The sequence below is a fragment of the uncultured Mailhella sp. genome (assembly GCF_944324575.1).
Lineage (GTDB): Bacteria > Desulfobacterota > Desulfovibrionia > Desulfovibrionales > Desulfovibrionaceae > Mailhella.
Genome location: NZ_CALUWV010000021.1, coordinates 1 through 17,987, shown reverse-complemented (window position 1 = coordinate 17,987; position 17,987 = coordinate 1). Strand labels below are relative to the sequence as shown.

The 17,987-nt window shown below is 58.2% G+C and carries 18 protein-coding genes; 9 read left to right on the top strand and 9 right to left on the bottom strand.

The annotated features are described in order from the left end of the window. The first annotated feature begins 575 nt into the window (after positions 1 to 575). On the top strand, positions 576 to 944 hold the full coding sequence (locus Q0J81_RS04275) for a hypothetical protein (protein WP_294446200.1): 369 nt from the start codon (positions 576 to 578) through the stop codon (positions 942 to 944). 26 nt (positions 945 to 970) lie between these two features. Further along, positions 971 to 1,234, top strand: a complete 264-nt coding sequence (locus tag Q0J81_RS04270; protein WP_294446199.1) for a glycine zipper domain-containing protein — start codon at positions 971 to 973, stop codon at positions 1,232 to 1,234. Between the two features lie 325 nt (positions 1,235 to 1,559). Here Q0J81_RS04270 and Q0J81_RS04265 read toward each other — a convergent pair whose 3' ends face one another. The 5 genes from Q0J81_RS04265 to cadR form a co-directional block, all read right to left on the bottom strand. Beyond that, on the bottom strand, positions 1,560 to 2,384 hold the full coding sequence (locus Q0J81_RS04265) for an ABC transporter permease (RefSeq protein ID WP_294446198.1): 825 nt from the start codon (positions 2,382 to 2,384) through the stop codon (positions 1,560 to 1,562). Beyond that, the gene (locus Q0J81_RS04260) at positions 2,381 to 3,427 is read right to left on the bottom strand and encodes an ABC transporter permease (RefSeq protein WP_294446197.1); all 1,047 of its coding nucleotides are present in this window, start codon (positions 3,425 to 3,427) and stop codon (positions 2,381 to 2,383) included. The genes Q0J81_RS04265 and Q0J81_RS04260 overlap by 4 nt, the downstream gene beginning before the upstream one ends. Before the next feature lie 148 nt (positions 3,428 to 3,575). Continuing rightward, positions 3,576 to 4,145: a hypothetical protein gene (locus Q0J81_RS04255; RefSeq protein ID WP_294446196.1), complete on the bottom strand. Its 570-nt coding sequence runs from the start codon at positions 4,143 to 4,145 to the stop codon at positions 3,576 to 3,578. Positions 4,146 to 4,160: 15 nt separating this feature from the next. Beyond that, positions 4,161 to 4,775 (bottom strand): hypothetical protein, encoded by a 615-nt coding sequence (locus Q0J81_RS04250; protein ID WP_294446195.1) that lies wholly within the window; start codon positions 4,773 to 4,775, stop codon positions 4,161 to 4,163. Between the two features lie 211 nt (positions 4,776 to 4,986). Further along, positions 4,987 to 5,469, bottom strand: a complete 483-nt coding sequence (gene cadR, locus Q0J81_RS04245; RefSeq protein ID WP_294446194.1) for a Cd(II)/Pb(II)-responsive transcriptional regulator — start codon at positions 5,467 to 5,469, stop codon at positions 4,987 to 4,989. Positions 5,470 to 5,942: 473 nt separating this feature from the next. On the opposite strand from cadR, the gene Q0J81_RS04240 reads away from it, so the two are divergent. Then, entirely contained in the window at positions 5,943 to 8,057 is a 2,115-nt protein-coding gene (locus tag Q0J81_RS04240; RefSeq protein ID WP_366937512.1) for a heavy metal translocating P-type ATPase, read from the top strand. 306 nt (positions 8,058 to 8,363) lie between these two features. Further along, positions 8,364 to 8,756, top strand: coding sequence for a NifB/NifX family molybdenum-iron cluster-binding protein (locus tag Q0J81_RS04235; protein ID WP_294446192.1), 393 nt, complete (start codon positions 8,364 to 8,366; stop codon positions 8,754 to 8,756). A 362-nt stretch (positions 8,757 to 9,118) separates the two neighbouring features. Here Q0J81_RS04235 and Q0J81_RS04230 read toward each other — a convergent pair whose 3' ends face one another. After that, a complete protein-coding gene (locus Q0J81_RS04230; RefSeq protein WP_294446191.1) occupies positions 9,119 to 9,271 on the bottom strand; it encodes a hypothetical protein in 153 nt (50 codons plus the stop codon). On the opposite strand from Q0J81_RS04230, the gene galU reads away from it, so the two are divergent. Both galU and Q0J81_RS04220 read left to right on the top strand, forming a co-directional pair. Further along, positions 9,258 to 10,124: a UTP--glucose-1-phosphate uridylyltransferase GalU gene (gene galU / locus Q0J81_RS04225; RefSeq protein ID WP_294446190.1), complete on the top strand. Its 867-nt coding sequence runs from the start codon at positions 9,258 to 9,260 to the stop codon at positions 10,122 to 10,124. The two genes, Q0J81_RS04230 and galU, sit on opposite strands and share 14 nt — an antisense overlap. A gap of 230 nt (positions 10,125 to 10,354) precedes the next feature. Beyond that, the gene (locus tag Q0J81_RS04220) at positions 10,355 to 12,067 is read left to right on the top strand and encodes a M20/M25/M40 family metallo-hydrolase (RefSeq protein WP_294446189.1); all 1,713 of its coding nucleotides are present in this window, start codon (positions 10,355 to 10,357) and stop codon (positions 12,065 to 12,067) included. Here the strand turns inward: Q0J81_RS04220 and Q0J81_RS04215 are convergent. Next, the gene (locus tag Q0J81_RS04215; RefSeq protein WP_294446188.1) at positions 12,009 to 13,175 is read right to left on the bottom strand and encodes a glycosyltransferase family 61 protein; all 1,167 of its coding nucleotides are present in this window, start codon (positions 13,173 to 13,175) and stop codon (positions 12,009 to 12,011) included. The genes Q0J81_RS04220 and Q0J81_RS04215 overlap by 59 nt on opposite strands. A gap of 251 nt (positions 13,176 to 13,426) precedes the next feature. On the opposite strand from Q0J81_RS04215, the gene kdsA reads away from it, so the two are divergent. From kdsA to Q0J81_RS04200, 3 genes are read left to right on the top strand one after another with little or no spacing between them, the layout of a single operon-like run. Beyond that, complete coding sequence (kdsA, locus tag Q0J81_RS04210) at positions 13,427 to 14,260, top strand: 3-deoxy-8-phosphooctulonate synthase (protein WP_294446187.1); 834 nt, start codon at positions 13,427 to 13,429, stop codon at positions 14,258 to 14,260. Continuing rightward, a complete protein-coding gene (kdsB, locus tag Q0J81_RS04205; protein ID WP_294446186.1) occupies positions 14,257 to 14,988 on the top strand; it encodes a 3-deoxy-manno-octulosonate cytidylyltransferase in 732 nt (243 codons plus the stop codon). The genes kdsA and kdsB overlap by 4 nt, the downstream gene beginning before the upstream one ends. A gap of 5 nt (positions 14,989 to 14,993) precedes the next feature. Continuing rightward, complete coding sequence (locus Q0J81_RS04200) at positions 14,994 to 15,929, top strand: KpsF/GutQ family sugar-phosphate isomerase (RefSeq protein WP_294446185.1); 936 nt, start codon at positions 14,994 to 14,996, stop codon at positions 15,927 to 15,929. 271 nt (positions 15,930 to 16,200) lie between these two features. Here Q0J81_RS04200 and metA read toward each other — a convergent pair whose 3' ends face one another. Both metA and Q0J81_RS04190 read right to left on the bottom strand, forming a co-directional pair. After that, on the bottom strand, positions 16,201 to 17,142 hold the full coding sequence (gene metA / locus Q0J81_RS04195) for a homoserine O-succinyltransferase (protein WP_294446184.1): 942 nt from the start codon (positions 17,140 to 17,142) through the stop codon (positions 16,201 to 16,203). A 95-nt stretch (positions 17,143 to 17,237) separates the two neighbouring features. Beyond that, positions 17,238 to 17,987, bottom strand: a 750-nt coding sequence (locus Q0J81_RS04190; protein WP_294446183.1) for a PLP-dependent transferase, incomplete at its 5' end; no start/stop codon positions are given.

Sequence of the window (17,987 nt, the reverse complement as noted above, 5' to 3'; positions counted from 1 at the left end):
GGCATATGCGGCGCGCCGTGACATACTTGCATAATGGCAGGCAGTGCGCTATGTCTTCAAATAGGTTCCTGTCCAGTTGTTATTGGAAGAGGTAAACGCATATGGATAGACGTACCTTTCTTTGTTCTCTGGTGAGCCTGTTTACCGTCGGCATGGCGGTTTCCCTGCTGCCTTGCGAAGCGGAAGCTGCGCCGCCTCACGGCCCGGAGCGTCATCCTGCTCCCAGGCCGGACGCACCGAGGCCCGGAGCGCCGAGACCTGCGCCCCGTCCCGGGAGTCCCAGACCCGGAGCACCGCGTCCTGCTCCCCATCCGGGCAGACCGGCGCCTCGTCCCGCCCCTCGCCCTGGAGCGCCGAGACCTGCGCCTCGTCCAGGGGCACCCAGACCCGGAGCACCGCGTCCCGCTCCCCGTCCGGGCAGACCGGCGCCTCGCCCAGCCCCTCACCCCGGGCCTCCAAGACCGGGGGCGCCTCGTCCGGGTGCGCCGAGACCCGGCAGTCCTCGTCCTGATCCCAGACGGCCGATGTCCATCTGAGGTGGTGTCCCTTGACCTTGAGTGGTGAGGAATTTTTCTATGAGACTTCGTTGTGTTAAGTGGTTTTTCGTCGCGGTCATGCTTTGTGGCCTTGCCGGCTCCGCCGTTGCCGGGACGGCAACTCCTGCCGACTTTACCGGAAACGAGTGGCAACGCTCTTCCACATCGGAAAAACTTGCGTTTCTTTACGGAGTTTCCAGTACTGTGGCCATCGAGCACCTTGTTGCTGAAAAGCAGGGAACGGAAGAGTCTGTTTTTGTGGCGGCCTGGCTGAAGGCCTTCGGTGATGAAAGCTGGACGCAGATTCAGAAAAAGCTTGACGACTGGTATGCCTCGCATCCGACTGAGGCCGGCCGTTCCGTTTTCGACGTGCTCTGGTATGAGTTCATGGCTCCGGCCGACAAGTGATGCCGGAAGTATTTTGGAGTGTCATGATGAAAAAGTTTCCCGTTATCGTACTTCTTGCAGGGGCTCTGGCTCTTGGTTCCGTGGGCTGCACTAATATGTCCCGTACGCAGCAGGGGGCGCTCAGCGGAGCCGCCGGAGGAGCGCTCATCGGCGGCGGCCTGAGCACGCTTACCGGCGGCAGCGGAACGACCGGCGCCCTTATCGGCGGCGGACTGGGCGCTCTGGCCGGAGGTATTTACGGACATCAGCAGGAGCGTCATGATTATGGCGGGCATGGCCGCCGCTGGTAACGTTCGCAGAACGAACTGTCGGACAGAAGCCGCAAAGCCGTGCGTCTCCGGTGACTGAGTCCCCGGAACATGGTGCGACTTTGATCCAAATGAAGCAACGTCTCAAGGCCCCCTCGGGGGCCCCATTTATGGGGTATCAGGACTCTGGACACGGGCAGTCGGAAGAGCCCGGTCATTCCGTCGGTGTTCCGGGCGGGGATAGAGTATGAAGCGTCAGGTATTGGAAGCGACGGGCGGCAGATCTGAGCTGCCATGTTAACATGAACGGCGGCCGGAGATTCATGTCTCCGGCCGCCTTCGTTTTTCAGGAATCCTTCCGCACGGTTCAGCGTTCCCTGAGTCTCGGGTCCAGAAGATCGCGCAGACTTTCACCGAGCAGATTGTATCCCAGTACAGTGACGAGAATGGCAAGGCCAGGATAGAGCGAGAGCCATGGGGCGATTTCCAGCGTGTTCTTGCCGTCCATGAGCATGTTGCCCCAGCTTGCGTCCGGAGGCTGCACCCCGAGCCCGAGAAAGCTCAGGGAGGATTCGACGAGAATGGCTCCGGCGACGCCGAGCGTGGCCGAAACAAGCACGGGCGCCAGGGCGTTGGGAAGAATGTGCACGAAAAGAAGGCGCGTCGTGGAGGCTCCGGCCAGTTTTGAGGCTGCAATGAAGTCCCGTTCTCTGAGGGAAAGGGTTTCCGCCCTGACAAGACGGGCCACGCCCATCCAGGACGTGAACCCTATGACGACCATGATGTTGGTGAGGCTCGGTTCCAGAAAGGCAATGACGGCAAGAATGAGGAAAAACGAAGGAAAGCAGAGCATGACATCCACGCCGCGCATGATGAGTTCGTCCGTCCAGCCGCCGAAGTAGCCGGAAGCAAGGCCCAGCACGATGCCGATGGCCGTAGATATGCCCACGGCGACAAAGCCCACCCAGAGCGACACCCGGGCGCCGTAGAGCAGTCGGGAGAAAACGTCGCGCCCGAGCTCATCGGTGCCGAGCAGATGCTCGGATGAGGGCGGCATGAGAATCTGATCGAGGTTCAGAGCAGCGGGATCGAACGGAGCTATCCACGGAGCGAGCAGTGCAAGCACGCTCATGACAAGCACGATGGCAAGTCCGGTAAGGAACATTCCGTGTCTTTTCAGGCTGAGAGTCATGATCTGTCCTCCTGCCGTGCCGTGGAGCGTATGCGGGGATCGGCAAGACCGTAGCCTGCATCGGCGAGCATGTTGCCGAGCAGCGTGAGCACGGCGCCGAGCACGAGATTGCCCATGATGAGCGGATAGTCCCTGGCCATGACGGCTGCATAGAAAAGCTGGCCCAGGCCGGGCAGGGCAAAAATGGTTTCAATGATGACGCTGCCGCCGATGAGACCGGGAATGGAGAGTCCGAGCATGGTAATGACGGGCAGAAGCGCGTTGCGCAGGGCGTGCCTGCCTATGACGAGTCTGGCTGGCAGGCCTTTGGCACGGGCTGTGGTCATGTAGTCCTGACGCAGCACTTCCAGCATGGAGGAACGGAGAAAGCGCGACGTGCCCGCAATGCTTCCGACCAGTCCCACAAGTATGGGCAGCGTAAGGTGACGGGCAATGTCCAGCGCCTTGCCCAGAGGCGAAAGCTGCGCATAGTCCAGAGATGTGAGCCCGGAAAGGGGAAGCCAGCCGAGATCTATGCCGAAGTAGAGCATGAGCAGCATGGCCAGCCAGAAGCTGGGCATGGCGAAGCCGAGAAAGACCAGTACCGTGAGAGCCCGGTCGAGCAGGGTGCCCCGCCGCACGGCTGATATGATGCCTATGGGAATGGATATGAGCAGGGTAAGCAGCAGGGATATGACGTTCATGCCCACGGTAAGAGGCAGACGTTCCATGATTTTTTCCATGACGGGACGGGCGTCGCTGGAAAGCGATATGCCGAAGTCGAGTCTGACGAGACGACTCAGCCAGTCCACGTACTGTTCCCAGAGCGGTCTGTCGAGCCCGTAGAGTGCATTAAGCCTTTCGCGCACCATGTCTCCCGCAAGCGGGTTGAGACTGGTCTGCATGTCGGTGGGCGTCCCCGGGGCCAGATGTATGACGAAAAAGCTTACCAGCGTGATGCCCCAGAGCACCAGCAGCATCCAGAGCGTCTTTCGCAGCGCCCGGATGGCCAGTGCCCTCCAGCGTGAGGCGGTGCTGCCGCCGCGATTGGGAGCGTCTTTCATAGTCCTCCGTTCCCCGGAAGATCGGGATTCGTTATGCGGGCAGGCCCGGACATGGTCATTCGACGCCGGGTCGGGCAGGAGTGCCTTTCGGACAGGCCTTCGGAGCGCCCTGATGGGTGGAGGCCTCCGACGGCCTGCCGTGAAGGCGTCAGACTCCGGGCTGCATGGCTCCCTGACTGATGTCGTGCCGCATCCATTCGGCCACGGCTGCGGCTTCCTTCTGCCATGCGGCGGGAGCGAGGCGAAGCGCAAGGAACTGCCGGAACATTTCATCAAGCATGTCCAGCGCCTGATCGATAAGATACATTTTTTCAAGGAAAAGAGCGTCCGGGTCCTCCGAGGCGTCTTCTTTGGCAATGGGAGGCGTGCGCAGAGAGTTGACGCTGAAGTCTTCGGCCTTCAACGTTACCTGCCAGTCCATGCCGTCCTTTTCCAGCCGAACGAGGGCGCGAACTACCTGCTTGCCGGTGAGCAGGCCGAGTCTTGCTTCCCGCAAAGGAGAAAAGGAACCTACGACGGTGGCGGTTTCCTGGTTTTCGCCTTCGCCTCCGCGAACCACAATGCGTTGCTCCATGGCCACGGTGAAGGGTTCTCCGGCGTGGTCCGCCGATTCCATGCGGAAGACGTTGCCCGTTTCACTGCGGAACCACAGCCAGGTAAGAAATTCCTGTCCCAGAATGAGGTCGGTGTTTTCGCCGATGTAACCGATGTCTGCCATGTTCGATGCCTTTTGTTAAATGAAGTGCGTGGATTCCACGGCGTCGAGCTTGTCGGCGCACTGTTCACCGAGCATGGAGAGCGCCAGCGCACAGGGAACGAGCTGTTCCAGACGCAGATCGAAGCTGCGGGTGAAAAGTTCGAGGAACAGCTCGATCATTTTCGTCTGCGTGGAAGCAAAATACACGCGTCTGGTGCGGGTGTTCCAGATGACCTGGAACTCCGCAGGGATGGGCAGAAAGCGCCCCATGAGGCGCAGCTTTACCTGTTCGCCTATTTCCTTTTTGCGGTCGCGGGGAATGAATTTTTTTCCCAGCTCCCTGATGCGGGCTTCTTCCTCGCGAAGGGCAATGCGCGTGTGCTTGCGCAGCACGGCCGGAGGAATGCGGCGGGTGTCGAGACGGAGAGAGAAGGTCAGATAGTCGGCCTTTTCCGGCGGGCTCAACTTCCATTCCGTATCAAGCATGTCGTCGAAATTAGTCCAGCCGAAGGCCCGTTCCTCGGCGATGTCGTCAATGTCCATAAAGGCGAACTGACGGAGCTTTTCGGGAATGGCGGCCCACAGTTCGGCGGGAACGTCGTCAAGGATGCGAAAGCGTGTGAAGCTGGTGCTGGCTTTGAGAAAACTCATGTGTTCCTTCCTTTTGAAGCAGTGCGTCTGCAAGGGAATTTCAAGGGCTGCACTGCCCGAACGCCGCAGAAGCCCCGAAGTTCCCATGAACGGAAGGGAAAGCAGGGGGGAGAGTTCCGCAGGCCGGGCAATGGTACGACAAGCGGGCCGCGCGCGCAAGCGGGAGAGAAGGGAGGGGCGGGCGCCGGACGGAAGGGAATCCTCGAAATTTTCAGCCGTTCCGTTTCGTTTTCCGTTTCGGCGCTTCAGCGCTCAGCTCGTTCAGATGGCAGTGCTCTTCATGGCAGCAGGCGCAGGGGGAACCGTGATCCAGCGTGTCTATGATGCCGCAGCCCTGCACATGATCCCCCGCGCAGGTGTGCCGCAGGGCTTCCAGATGGGTTTTGAGGTGCTGAAGCGAGGCTATCTGGCGTTCAACGTCGGCAATGTGCCTGTCCACCAGATCGTTGATCCACGCGCAGCTGACCGTCGGATGATCCTTGAAGGCGAGAAGGCTCCGTATTTCGGCAAGATTCATGCCGTGAAGGCGGCAGCGGCGGATGAAGTGGAGCCGTTCGACGTCGCTCTCGTCATAGAGGCGGTAGTTGGCGCTCGTTCGCTCGGGCTGGGGCAGCAGCCCTTCCTTTTCATAGTAGCGTATGGTGACGACCTGACAGCCGGAAAGCCTGGCCAGTTCTCCAATTTTTAAAGGCATGGCGATACTCCTTATCGGGGTTTACCGAGTTGCGGTGGTAGGCATGGTATTGTTGGATTCTTGGGTTTGTTTTCTGCAGTTTATTGAAAATACAGAATATTTTTTCCTTTCTGCGCGTTTTTGACCGAGATTTTCAAATTTTTTTTCAGAAACGCTTGACTCTATAGCTACTATAGACACTACGTTGATGTTCAGCAAGGAGAAACAACATGAGAAGCAACAATATATGTTCTTCATCCGGTCAGGCCGACTGTGCCTGCGCCGCTTTTACGTTGAAGGCTTATACCCCTGAAATGCACGAGGCCGAACATCACCACCACGATCATGCTGCTCATGACCATCATGCCCATCATCACGATGAGGCCGGGCATGGTCACTGCTGCTGCGGTCATGAGCACGAAGCTCCCCAGCCCGTAGACGGCGCGCTGGCGGCTCTCGCCTCGGACACGACCGCTGTGTACCTTATCAAGAACATGGACTGTCCCATGGAGGAAGCGCTTATCCGCAAGAGACTCGCCTCGGTGGAAGGTATCACCGGTCTTGAGTTCAATCTCATGCAGCGTGTTCTGACCGTGAGGCACGAACTTCCTTCCACCAGAGTTATAGAAGAGGCTCTTGCTTCCATAGACATGGTTCCGGAACCTGTGGTCGCCAGCCAGGAAATCGCGCCCCGCCTGGTGGAATCTCCCCGCATTCCCTGGAAGAAGCTTGCGCTGGCGGGAATTTTTGCGGCGATTTCCGAAGGTATGGAATTCGCGTTGGAGTGGGGAGTCATTGCCCGACCTGCAGAAGGATTTTCCTTTGTGTCGCTGCTGCCGCTCATTTTTGCCGTGGCGGCCATACTGCTCGGAGGGCTCGGCACCTACCGCAAGGGGTGGCTGGCCGTTTCCAACTTCAACCTCAACATCAATGCGCTCATGTCCGTGGCCGTGACGGGTGCCGTGATCATCGGTCAGTATCCGGAAGCGGCCATGGTCATGGTGCTGTTCAATGTTTCCGAAGCTATTGAGGCGCGTGCTCTCGACAGGGCCCGCAACGCCATAAGCAAGCTGCTTGCGCTTTCTCCCGAAAAGGCGACGGTGCTTCAGTCTGACGGCTCGTGGGCGGAAACGGACATTCGTCATATTGCCATCGGCAGTCACGTGAGAGTCAGGCCCGGCGAAAGGATAGCGCTTGACGGCGTGGTTCTTTCCGGCCATTCCGCCGTGGATCAGGCACCCATCACAGGCGAGAGCATTCCCGTGGAGAAGGGCGAGGGGGATCCTGTCTTCGCCGGTACCATAAACACCTCCGGCGCTCTTGAATTCGAGGTGACGGCTGCGGCTTCGAACACTACGCTCGCGCGCATCATTCACGCCGTGGAGGAGGCTCAGGGGCGTCGTGCCCCCATGCAGCGCTTTGTGGACAGCTTTGCCAGATGGTATACGCCCGCAGTCTTTCTGCTCGCTCTGCTCACGGCCGTCGTTCCGCCGCTGTTCATGGGACAGGCATGGCTTGATTCCGTATATACCGGCCTCGTGCTGCTCGTCATAGGCTGCCCCTGCGCGCTGGTGATATCTACCCCCGTCAGCATTGTCAGCGGCATGGCGGCCGCTACAAGAAGCGGCATACTTATCAAGGGTGGGATGTTTCTGGAACAGGGCCGTCTCTTGCGCTGTCTCGCTCTTGACAAGACGGGTACGCTTACCTGCGGCAAGCCGAAGCTGACGGACATGGAAGCCATGGACGGACGCGACGCCCAGGAGGAACTGCTGCTTGCCGCCAGCCTTGCGGCCCGGTCGGATCATCCGGTTTCCCTTGCCGTGGCCGAAAAGGCCGGAGAGGAAGGCATACGGCTTCTGGACGTGGAGGACTTTGAGGCCGTGGCCGGCCAGGGCGTGCGTGGAACCGTGAACGGTGAACGCTTCAGCCTCGGCAGCATCAGAATGATGAGACTGGCCGGTCTTTCCTCCGAAAATATCGAACAGCGCGCAGCCGCACTTGAACAGCAGGGCAGAACGGTGGTGGCGCTGGCGGACCAGAAGGTCGTTCGCGCGGTGTTTGCCGTAGCCGACACCATCAGGGAAAGCAGCAGGCAGGCCGTGCGTGAATTGAACGAACTCGGCGTTCGTACGGTCATGCTTACGGGGGACAATGAAAAAGTGGCCCGCGTCATCGCCTCGCAGGCCGGAGTGGATGATTTTCGCGGCAACCTTCTGCCCGAGGACAAGCTGAGTGCCGTGGAAGAGCTCTCGAAACAGTGGGGTAAAGTGGGCATGGCCGGTGACGGCATCAACGACGCCCCGGCGCTCGCCCGGGCTGACATAGGTTTTGCCATGGCCGGCAGCGGTACCGATACCGCCATGGAGACCGCCGACGTGGCTCTCATGGATGACGATCTGCGCAAGATTCCGAGATTCATCCGGCTTTCCCGCGCGACGTATGCCATTCTTGTGCAGAACATTGCCCTGGCTCTTGGCGTAAAGGCGCTCTTCTTCCTGCTGGCCTTTACGGGCAATGCCACCATGTGGATGGCCGTATTTGCCGACGTGGGCACGGCGCTCATTGTGGTGGCCAACGGCCTGCGGGCTGCCCGGACAAAGGTCTGACACTGGAGAATCACCGCTTTTCGCAGCGACGGATGGATTCATGCCCCGCAGGTCACGCACGGTTGCGGCAAAGACCTGCGGGGAGTTTTTGACTGGCGTGCGCTGCTGTAAAAGGCAGGTGACTGCAGAAAATGCCGAGTACTCTTGATGCAGCCCGTGAAAAGTAGTATTTGCTTATTTGAGCAGAATTAAGGGCCGTTTTGCAGAGAAAGCTCTGAAGCGGGGATACTGCCGGAAGCAGGAAGGCCTAGGTATGGTTCTCCGCATGGCAGGTCTGCCGGACGGTCATTCAAAAGGAGTTTCATCATGTCCGAAGCCATCCTTGTTGCCGTTCCCTCCAACGCTCCCGCTGGTCTTGAGGCTGTCCCCAGCGCACATTTCGGTCATTGTGACGCCTATACCGTGGCCCGCATTCAGGACGGACGCATTCTTGACGTGAGCGTCGAGTACAACGAAGGACATGAGCAGGGCGGCTGCATCGTGCCTGTTCAGGCGCTTTCGGACAAGGGCGTCGGCGTTCTCATTGCCGGCGGCATGGGCATGGGACCGCTGAACGCCATGCATCAGATGGGCATGCAGGTGTTTTACGCTTCCGGATATTCCAGTGTGAAGGACGTGCTGCAGGCTTATATTGACGGAAAACTGCAGGAGTTCGGTTCCGGCAGGCTGTGCAGGGGCGGATGCGGTCGTCATGCCTGACGGGCGGCGACGGTGATGTCGTAGACTTGTTTTTTTCCGAACAAGACCTCGGAGAAGCTTGATCTTCTTCGGGGTCTTTCTTTATATCCGGCAGCAGAAGAAAGAACACGTAAGGTCCATTTTTATGATGATGCAGAAGAGCAGGCGTTATGATGAACAGTTTTGTAACGCTGAAAAAGAAAACAACGCTCCACCTCATGCTTTCAGTTTTATTCATGAATTCCGATGAAAGGCAATGTTTTTTTTGTTTCATTCTTTTTACAATTGCATGAACGTATGGACGTAAGCGGAAAAAAAGTGTAAATTGAAGACAAAAGAAGGCATGATATACGTATGTGGCTGATAATGCAGCGGAAGGCATATCATGTGACAAAAATGACTTTCATCGTGGTTTGCTTGCGCGACAGCGTATGGCGCGCGAGTTCTTGAGCGGAGCATTCCGCATCGTTCTGGAAAGCGGCGAATGCCGCAAAAGTTTTTCCAAGGTTCTGTGAGGTCGTCATGAAAGTAAGCAAGGTCGTTCTTCCTGTCGCCGGATGGGGTACCCGTTCTCTTCCTGCCAGCAAGAACATTCCCAAGGAAATGCTGCCCATCTATAACAAGCCGGTCATTCAGTACGTTGTGGAAGAGGCCGTGCGTGCAGGCGTGCAGGAAGTCATTTTTGTGACGAATCGTCATAAGTCTGTGGTGGAAGACCATTTTGACCGCAACATCGAGCTGGAGGAACTTCTGGCCGAGGCCGGCAAAATTGAACAGCTCAAGGCCGTGCAGGAAGCCGCCAGCATGGTGGACGTCATGGCTGTCCGCCAGAAGCAGCAGCTTGGTCTCGGCCATGCCGTCGGCTGTGCCAGATACATGGTTCAGGAAGATTACTTCGCCGTCATGGTAGGCGATGACTTCATGGTGGGTGAAAACGCCGGACTCGTGCAGCTCGTGCAGGCGGCGGAAAAATACAACATGCCCACCATCGGCGTAATGGAAGTGCCTGCCGACAAGATCGACAAGTACGGCATGGTGGCCGGTGAAGAAGTGGAGGACGGCATATACCGCATTACCGACATGGTGGAAAAGCCCGCCGTCGGCTCCATGAATTCCCGTCTCGCCATTGTGGGCCGCTATGTGCTTCCCCGTGAAATCTTCGATTACATCGCTCAGGTCAAGCCCGGCAAGGGTGGAGAAATCCAGCTTACCGACGCCCTTGCCAACTATATGAAGGACAAGGGCATGCTGGCCGTCAAGATGAAGGGACGTCGCTTTGATGCCGGAGACTGGGTCGATTATCTGACTGCGGGCATCTACTTCGGTCTTCAGGACAAGAAGCTGCAGGAGCCTCTGCGTGCTGCGCTGAACAAGCTGCTTGAAAAGTAGTTTTGTTTTTTATGCCCCCGAGGGCGCTCACGACATTGTTCTGTCGTGAGCGCCCCTTTTTTTATGGATTCTTCGAGCAGAACTCTTATGACGACACAGATGGCGTCCGGGATGATTCGCAGATGCAACGTATTGGTTGCGGGGACGGGGCAGGGGACAGAGTCCTTGTTGTCCCGTCTTGTGTTTTTCGTCCGCCGGGACTACGTTCTGCCTCGCAACAAGGAGGCTGTATGCTTGAGTTCACGCGGGAAGGAATGCTGGATTTGACAAAGACTCTGGTGCGCATACGCAGTGTGTCGCATACGCAGGGAGAAAACGAGGCGGCCGATGCCATTTATGCGATTCTGGCCGAAGAGGCGTATTTTCAGGAGCATCCTGACTTTCTGCGGTTTATTTCCGTGGAGAAGGGCGGTTTGGCAAGGCGCGCCGTACTGGCGTTCGTGCAGGCCGCATCCCCCTGTTCCCGCACGGTTCTTCTGAACGGTCATTTTGACGTGGTGGACACGGATGTGTGCGGTGATCTGGCCGATCTGGCCTTTGACGCCGATGCCTACACGGCGGCCATGGAAGGCAGGGACATTCCCGACGACGCGAGGGATGATCTTGTGTCGGGCAACTGGCTTTTCGGCCGGGGCGTTATGGACATGAAGGCCGGCATTGCCCTTTACATGACGTATCTTGCCCATATGGCCCGCCATCGCGGTGAACTCGGCGTAAACCTTCTGTTTCTGGCCGTTCCCGATGAGGAAGGCAGCTCCGCCGGTATGCGAGGTTCCCTTGCCGGTCTGTGTTCCTTTGTGAAGGAGCACGATCTTGACCTCGTGGCGGCACTTTCCGGAGAGCCCGCCTTCTGGACGTCGAAAACCACGGGCGAGAGCCGACCTCACCGGATTCTGTTCACCGGTACCACAGGCAAGATCATGCCTCTGTTTTTCTGTGTGGGGCGTGAGGCTCACGTGGGCTATGCTTTTGACGGCGTGAACGCCGCGGCCATTGCCGCGCGGGTGGTATGCCTCATGGACTGTTGCCCCGAGCTTATGGACGGCTCGGGGGAAGATACGCTGACGCCTCCGGTCTGCCTCAAGTTCAAGGATCTTCGGGACACGTATTCCGTCACGCTCCCGGAGCGGGCTGCAGCCTACTTCAATGTGCTTTCCGTAAGCAGAAGCCCTTTGGACATGCTGGACATCTGTCGAAAGATCGCCCGTCGCGCGCTGGATGAGACGCTGGCCGGCATCCGCGAGGCAGGGCGGCGCTTTCAGGCGCAGGCCGGTCGTGCGGATACGCCCGTTCCCGCCTGGGAGGCGCGCGTGTTCACCGTACATGAGCTCATGGAGATCATGGCAGGAGAAGGAAGCCTGGATGAGGCAAAGGCGCGCCTTTCCGCGTTTGCCCGGTCTCTTCCCGCCGACATGGACGAGCGGGAAAAGGGGCTGGCCGTGCTCGATCATCTGGTGTCGCTGGTCAACCTCAAGGGGCCGGCCGTCGTTGTGGGCTTTCTGCCTCCGTATTATCCCCAGCGTCTCAACCTCCGGGCCACGGACAAGGAGCGCCGTCTGCGCGCCGTCATGGAAGGCGTCTGCGCCGATCTTGAGAAGAGTGTCGGCGCCGTCAGTCTTGTGGAATGCTTCAGCGGCATCATGGATCTGAGCTACATGGGCTTTCAGGGAAAACCCGGCGAACTGAAGACGCTGGCGGACAACATGCCCGGCTGGGGAGAGGTGTTTTCTCTTTCCATGGACGATTTACTCTCGCTCGACGTTCCCATTGCATCGGTGGGGCCTTCCGGCAAGGATGCGCACAAGGACACGGAGCGGCTGGAGCTTGAGTACTCCTTTGGCGTCGCACCGAAGATGCTGGAACGCGTCGTTTGCGAGCTCGGCGTCAGCGTCTGTGAAAGTGCTGCCAGAGGCTCTGCTGCAGATTCGTCCAGGCGTTCTTGAGCGGGCGTCCTTTTCGACGCACGTATCGGTACACATAATAGAGTCGATCCAGAACAGTGACGTTCAGATCGAAGAGAATGGGCCGGCCCGTGTCGTTCACGGCCGGCCTGTCCTTGACAGGGGTCATGCCGGGGCAGCCTGCCATATCTCCGCAAAAGTCGTCCCTCAGGTCAAGCTCGCGGGCCATGGCTTCAAGGTCAAAGGCATACCATGGCCAGCCGTGATGGATTTTGCGGCGGCGCAGGGCGGGCGCGTCGTGTTTTGGTGGTTCCCAGACATAGTAATTGTCTGTTCTGGCTCTGGCGATGAGGTCAAACTGGAGATTGTGGGCCTCTTCCGCACCGTTCATGCGATTGATGACGATGTATCGAGTGCCCGGATTCTTCAGAAGAAGCAGGGTATGGAACGCTGAACCTATGCAGCCCATGACGACCTCGGCAGAACCCATGATGTTCGCCTGGTCCACTATGGAATGATGTTCGGGATGGACAATGAGCCATCCCCGTGCGGCAAGCATGGCTTCCAGCTCTCGTTCGTTGGTAAAGACGATGTTGTCGGATTCAATGCAGGAGCGGGAAAGCCATACTTTTTTCCCCTTCTGCACGTGTGACTCGCAGACGGCAAAGGCGTCCGCCTGTTCCTGTGTGAGCCATACGTCGCACATCAGTCCGGGAACGGGGAAGAGCATGTCCCGGAACAGCGTCGGCTCATTGACGAAGTCCCAGCCGTTGCGGTCGCATTGCGTAAGATGAAGAAGCTCGTGCTGCCAGGGGCGTACGGCCTCTGCGGAGCCGTTGCGCCATATGATGCGCCGTTCAGGATGCTGACGGAAGGCATAAAGATTCTGCATGGACTCAATGATGAAATGCCCGTAGTGCGTCTGAAACAATCCTCCCCAGATGCAGGGCTCTTCCACGATGCGGACCGGAGCGGCAAAGGGGGCCTGTTTGCGGTACTGACGCCCCCTGCGGCACATATGCGCGAGTGCTACCGGTTTGCCCTGGCACCACGCGCCGGAAAATCCGTATGTTTCGGGAAGGACGACAACGTCGTGGAGAAGAGCCGGTTGAAGAGACACGGGCTGGAACCTTTTCATTGTGCCTGACATGAATACCTGCTGAGCATTAAATAGGGTCGTCTGTTGGGCCGGATTCGTGAAAATCCGTAAAAGCTGCAATTCAGCATATTCCAGTTTTGCATACGCGTCCATGCTTCTTTCCCGACCGGAGAAAAGAAAAAGCGGTCTTTTTCCGGCGGAATGGGGAACTTCCCGGATTCTCTTCCCTTGAAGTGCGTACGGGCATGACTTATACTTCATCCCTCAGTTTCCTTTTTTCGCCCGACGGGCTTGGAGTTTCCATGTTTGAACTTGAATTCAACGGCAAACCGTACCTCAAGGCCGACAATGCTCTGCCTCTCTTCTTCATAGCCGGGCCGTGCGCCATAGAAAGCCGCGCTCATGCGTTGGAAGTGTCCGCCGCGCTCAAGGAAATCTTTGCGGCTGCGGGCATTCCCTTTGTCTACAAGTCCAGCTTCGACAAGGCCAACCGAAGCTCCGGTACGGGATTTCGCGGCGTAGGCATGGAAGAGGGCCTTTCCATCCTTGCCGAAGTGAGGGAAAGCCGGAACGTTCCGGTGCTTACCGACATTCATACCGCTGAGCAGGCTGCGCCCGTGGCTGAAGTGGCGGACTATCTGCAGACTCCCGCCTTCCTCTGCCGTCAGACCGACCTTATTCTGGCCGCTGCCTCCACCATGAAGCCGGTGAATATCAAGAAAGGGCAGTTCCTTGCGCCGTGGGAAATGGAAAACGTGCTTAAAAAGGCCCGTTCCACGGGCAATGAACGCATTAGCCTGTGTGAGCGGGGAACCTCGTTCGGGTACGGAAATCTGGTAGTGGACATGCGTGGTCTTGAAATCATGAAAAAATTTGCGCCGGTGGTGTTCGACGCCACCCACTCCGTGCAGCTTCCCGGAGCTCAGGGGTCGTGCAGCGGCGGCCAGCGGGAATTTGTGCCCACGCTTGCCCGTGCGGCTGCGGCCGTGGGCGTGGCGGGCATATTCATGGAAGTGCATCCCGACCCGGACAAGGCTCCCTGCGACGGGCCGAACATGCTGGCCATCAGGGATCTTCCGGCGTTTCTTTCGCTTATCCACGAGTTCGACGCCGTGGCCAAGGAGAAGCGGGCATGAGCATCATAGCCGTCATTCCTTCCCGCTATGCCTCTACGCGGCTGCCGGGCAAGCCGTTGGTGGACATCTGCGGCAAGCCCATGGTGCAGCACGTGTATGAGCGGGTGCGTCAGGTGGAACTTTTTGACGAGGTGCTGGTGGCCACGGATGATGAGCGCATCATGAACGCCGTCTCTTCCTTCGGCGGAAAGGCCTGCATGACCAGTGCCGACTGTCCTTCGGGCTCCGACAGGCTCATTGAAGTGGCAAAGGCACATCCGGCCGACATCTATGTGAATGTGCAGGGGGACGAGCCGCTGGTGGAACCTTCCGCCATCGAGAAGCTGGCACGCGCCATGCTGGAAGATTCCGCGTTGCAGATGGGAACGCTCTGCTATCCCATAACTGTGGAGCAGGCGCAGAATCCCAATCTGGTGAAGGTGGTGCGTGCATATAACGGCAATGCGCTGTACTTCAGCCGCAGTCCCATACCGTTTCCCCGTTCCGGAGGCATTGCTCCTTCGTATTACGGGCATCTCGGCATGTACGCCTACCGTCATGATTTTCTCATGAACTTCGGTTCGCTGCCGTATTCTCCGCTGGAAAACACGGAAAAGCTGGAGCAGCTTCGCGTACTGCAGGCGGGCATTGCCATCCGTGTTCTGGAAGTCGAGGCCATGGGGCCGGGCGTGGACACGCCGGAAGATCTTGAAGAGGTGCGCCGCATTCTTGGGAAAAAAGGCGAGTGAGGGCGATGAAGTATCTTGACGAAGCTCGGCAGGTGCTGCGCGATGAGGCGCAGGCTCTCTGCATTCTGGCCGACAACCTTGGGGAATCGTTTGAACGGACGGTAGATTGTCTTCTCGGCATCAGAGGGCGCATAGCCGTCACGGGCATGGGCAAGAGCGGGCATGTGGCACGCAAGATAGCGGCCACGCTTGCGTCTACCGGTTCTCCGGCGTATTTCATTCATCCCGCCGAGGCCAGCCACGGCGATCTCGGCATGATGACGCCGGACGATGCCGTCATTGCCATTTCCAATTCCGGCAATACGGCGGAGCTGACGGACATTGTGCTTTATGCCTCTCAGAACAACATGCCGCTCATCGCCATTACCAAACATGCCGACAGCTTCCTCGGCAAGCATTGCGACTATCTTCTTCAGCAGCCGCAGCTTCACGAGGCCTGCCCTCTGGACTGCGCGCCCACGACGAGCACGACGGTACAGATGGCGCTCGGTGATGCGCTCGCCATGTGTCTGCTTACGGCCCGCGGTTTCCGCAAGGAGGATTTCCGGCGTTTTCATCCGGGAGGCTCTCTTGGTCATAAGCTGTCGCTGGTGCGCGATCTCATGCACACGGGCGAAGCCATGCCGCTTCTTCCTCTGAATGCGCCCATGATGGACGTGCTTGCGGAAATGACGAAGAAGGGCTTCGGATGCGTGGGCGTCATGGACGGAGAAACGCTTGCAGGCATCATTACCGACGGTGATCTTCGTCGTCATATGGGGCCGCACATTCTCGAAAGCACGGCCTGCGAACTCATGACCAGAAACCCCGTATGCGTTGATGCCGATGCGCTGAGCGCCAAGGCTCAGGGCATCATGGAAGACAGAAAGATCACCTGTGTCTTCGTTGTGGATGAAAGGCACAGGCCGCTCGGCATACTGAGCATGCACGACATATTGTAGAGCTGTTTATAGGGGAATGCTCCCCTGTGCAGGAAAAGCCGCTTGCCGGAAGGTGGGCGGCTTTTTTCATGGACAGGAGGGGATGAGGAAACGGAGACCTTGTCGGAGGGGCAGGGAAAAGGCTGCGCGTTCGCGTACGGGGAAAGGACGTGGCGTGACACGATGAGCCGGGCACGGACGAGAAGCTCCTTCCTTTTGCGATGGAAGAGCTCCGGTTCGTCCGCGACGGAACGACCGGAGCTCTGAAATCATTGGAAGGCAGAGAGCGGCGTTACTTTCTTCCGTTTCGTGCCTGCTTTTCCAGTTCCGCGAGGTCGTAGGGCGTGGACTGATAGACGAAGTAGTTGAGCCAGTTTGCGTAAAGAAGATGAGCGTGAGCACGCCAGGTCATGCGGGGCGGCTGACTCGGGTCGTCGTTCGGATAGTAGTTTTCGGGAATTTCCGGATTGATGCCGGCGGCAAGGTCGCGCGTATATTCTCTGTGGAGCGTGTCGGCATCGTATTCGGAATGTCCGGTAATGAAGATCTGCTTGCCGTTGTCCGTGGAAATGGCGTACAGCCCCGCCACGGGAGAGGACGCAAGTATCTTGAGTTCCGGCTGATTTTCCACGTCGGCCCGATCCACAGTGGTGTTGCGGGAATGGGGGACCATGAATACGTCGTCGAAGCCACGGAAGAGAATGGAGCCGGCATGGTCTACCTGATGAGGATAGATGCCGGAAATCTTTTTGGGCAGCAGTCTTTTCTGAATGCCGTAATGATAATACAGACCGGCCTGTGCCCCCCAGCAGATGTGGAAGGTGCTGTGCACGTGGCTCTTGCTCCATTCCATGATGTCGCAAAGCTCCTTCCAGTACTCTACTTCCTCAAAAGGCATGAGTTCCACGGGCGCGCCGGTGATGATCATGCCGTCGTAGTAGTTGCCGCGCACTTCCTCGAAGGTCTTGTAGAAGGAGAGCAGATGGCTGCGGGGCGTGTTTTTTGATTCATGGCTGGAGGTGTGGATAAGTTCAAGTTCCACTTGAAGGGGAGTGTTGCCCAGCAGACGGGAAAGCTGCGTTTCCGTCGCTATCTTGGTAGGCATGAGGTTGAGCAGAAGGATCTTCAGAGGACGGATGTCCTGCGTGACGGCACGCGTTTCGGTAATGACGAAGATGTTTTCGTTGTTGAGCGTTTTTACGGCAGGAAGTTCATTGGGGATTTTAATGGGCATGGCATCCTCCCGGATGATGGACGAAAAGGTTCGGGAAGCCGGCGGCCGGAATTTGAAAAGAAGGGCCTTCCGAAGCGTTCGGAAGGCCCGTGGAATCAGCGATTGGCTTCCAGAGCCTGATGAATGTCGGCAATGAGGTCTTCAGCGTTCTCTATGCCGCAGGAGAAGCGCACGAGTTCGGGCAGAATACCGCAGTTGCGCAGTTCTTCGTCGTTCATCTGACGATGCGTGGCGCTGGCGGGATGCAGGCAGCAGGTGCGGGCGTCGGCCACGTGCGTTTCAATGGCAGCAATGCGCAGGTGCTTCATGAAGTTTTCCGCAGCCTTGCGGCCGCCCTTCACACCAAAGCTCACCACGCCGCAGGAGCCGTTGGGCAGATACTTCTGCGCCAGTTCATGGTATTTGTCGCCGGGCAGTCCGGGATAGCGCACCCAGTCCACCATGTCGCTCTGACTGAGGTATTTGGCCACGGCCAGACCGTTTTCGCAGTGACGAGCCATGCGCACGTGCAGGCTTTCCAGTCCGAGGTTCAGCAGAAAGGCGTTCTGCGGAGCCTGAATGGCGCCGAAGTCGCGCATGAGCTGCGCCGTTGCCTTGGTGATGTACGCCGCGGCATTGCCGAACTTGGTCACATAGGTGATGCCGTGATAGCTTTCGTCGGGCGTGCAGAGACCCGGGAACTTGTCGGCATGGGCCATCCAGTCGAACTTTCCGGAATCCACGATGCAGCCGCCTACGGCTGCGCCGTGACCGTCCATGTACTTGGTGGTGGAGTGCACCACGATGTCCGCGCCCCATTCGATGGGACGGCAGTTCACGGGAGTGGCAAAGGTGTTGTCGATGAT

Coding starts and splice junctions, on each gene's coding strand:
- Q0J81_RS04275 (WP_294446200.1), top strand. CDS start 576: ATGAGACTTCGTTGTGTTAAGTGGTTTTTCGTCGCGGTCATGCTTTGT.
- Q0J81_RS04270 (WP_294446199.1), top strand. CDS start 971: ATGAAAAAGTTTCCCGTTATCGTACTTCTTGCAGGGGCTCTGGCTCTT.
- Q0J81_RS04265 (WP_294446198.1), bottom strand. CDS start 2,384: ATGACTCTCAGCCTGAAAAGACACGGAATGTTCCTTACCGGACTTGCC.
- Q0J81_RS04260 (WP_294446197.1), bottom strand. CDS start 3,427: ATGAAAGACGCTCCCAATCGCGGCGGCAGCACCGCCTCACGCTGGAGG.
- Q0J81_RS04255 (WP_294446196.1), bottom strand. CDS start 4,145: ATGGCAGACATCGGTTACATCGGCGAAAACACCGACCTCATTCTGGGA.
- Q0J81_RS04250 (WP_294446195.1), bottom strand. CDS start 4,775: ATGAGTTTTCTCAAAGCCAGCACCAGCTTCACACGCTTTCGCATCCTT.
- cadR (WP_294446194.1), bottom strand. CDS start 5,469: ATGCCTTTAAAAATTGGAGAACTGGCCAGGCTTTCCGGCTGTCAGGTC.
- Q0J81_RS04240 (WP_366937512.1), top strand. CDS start 5,943: ATGGACTGTCCCATGGAGGAAGCGCTTATCCGCAAGAGACTCGCCTCG.
- Q0J81_RS04235 (WP_294446192.1), top strand. CDS start 8,364: ATGTCCGAAGCCATCCTTGTTGCCGTTCCCTCCAACGCTCCCGCTGGT.
- galU (WP_294446190.1), top strand. CDS start 9,258: ATGAAAGTAAGCAAGGTCGTTCTTCCTGTCGCCGGATGGGGTACCCGT.
- Q0J81_RS04220 (WP_294446189.1), top strand. CDS start 10,355: ATGCTTGAGTTCACGCGGGAAGGAATGCTGGATTTGACAAAGACTCTG.
- Q0J81_RS04215 (WP_294446188.1), bottom strand. CDS start 13,175: ATGTCAGGCACAATGAAAAGGTTCCAGCCCGTGTCTCTTCAACCGGCT.
- kdsA (WP_294446187.1), top strand. CDS start 13,427: ATGTTTGAACTTGAATTCAACGGCAAACCGTACCTCAAGGCCGACAAT.
- kdsB (WP_294446186.1), top strand. CDS start 14,257: ATGAGCATCATAGCCGTCATTCCTTCCCGCTATGCCTCTACGCGGCTG.
- Q0J81_RS04200 (WP_294446185.1), top strand. CDS start 14,994: ATGAAGTATCTTGACGAAGCTCGGCAGGTGCTGCGCGATGAGGCGCAG.
- metA (WP_294446184.1), bottom strand. CDS start 17,142: ATGCCCATTAAAATCCCCAATGAACTTCCTGCCGTAAAAACGCTCAAC.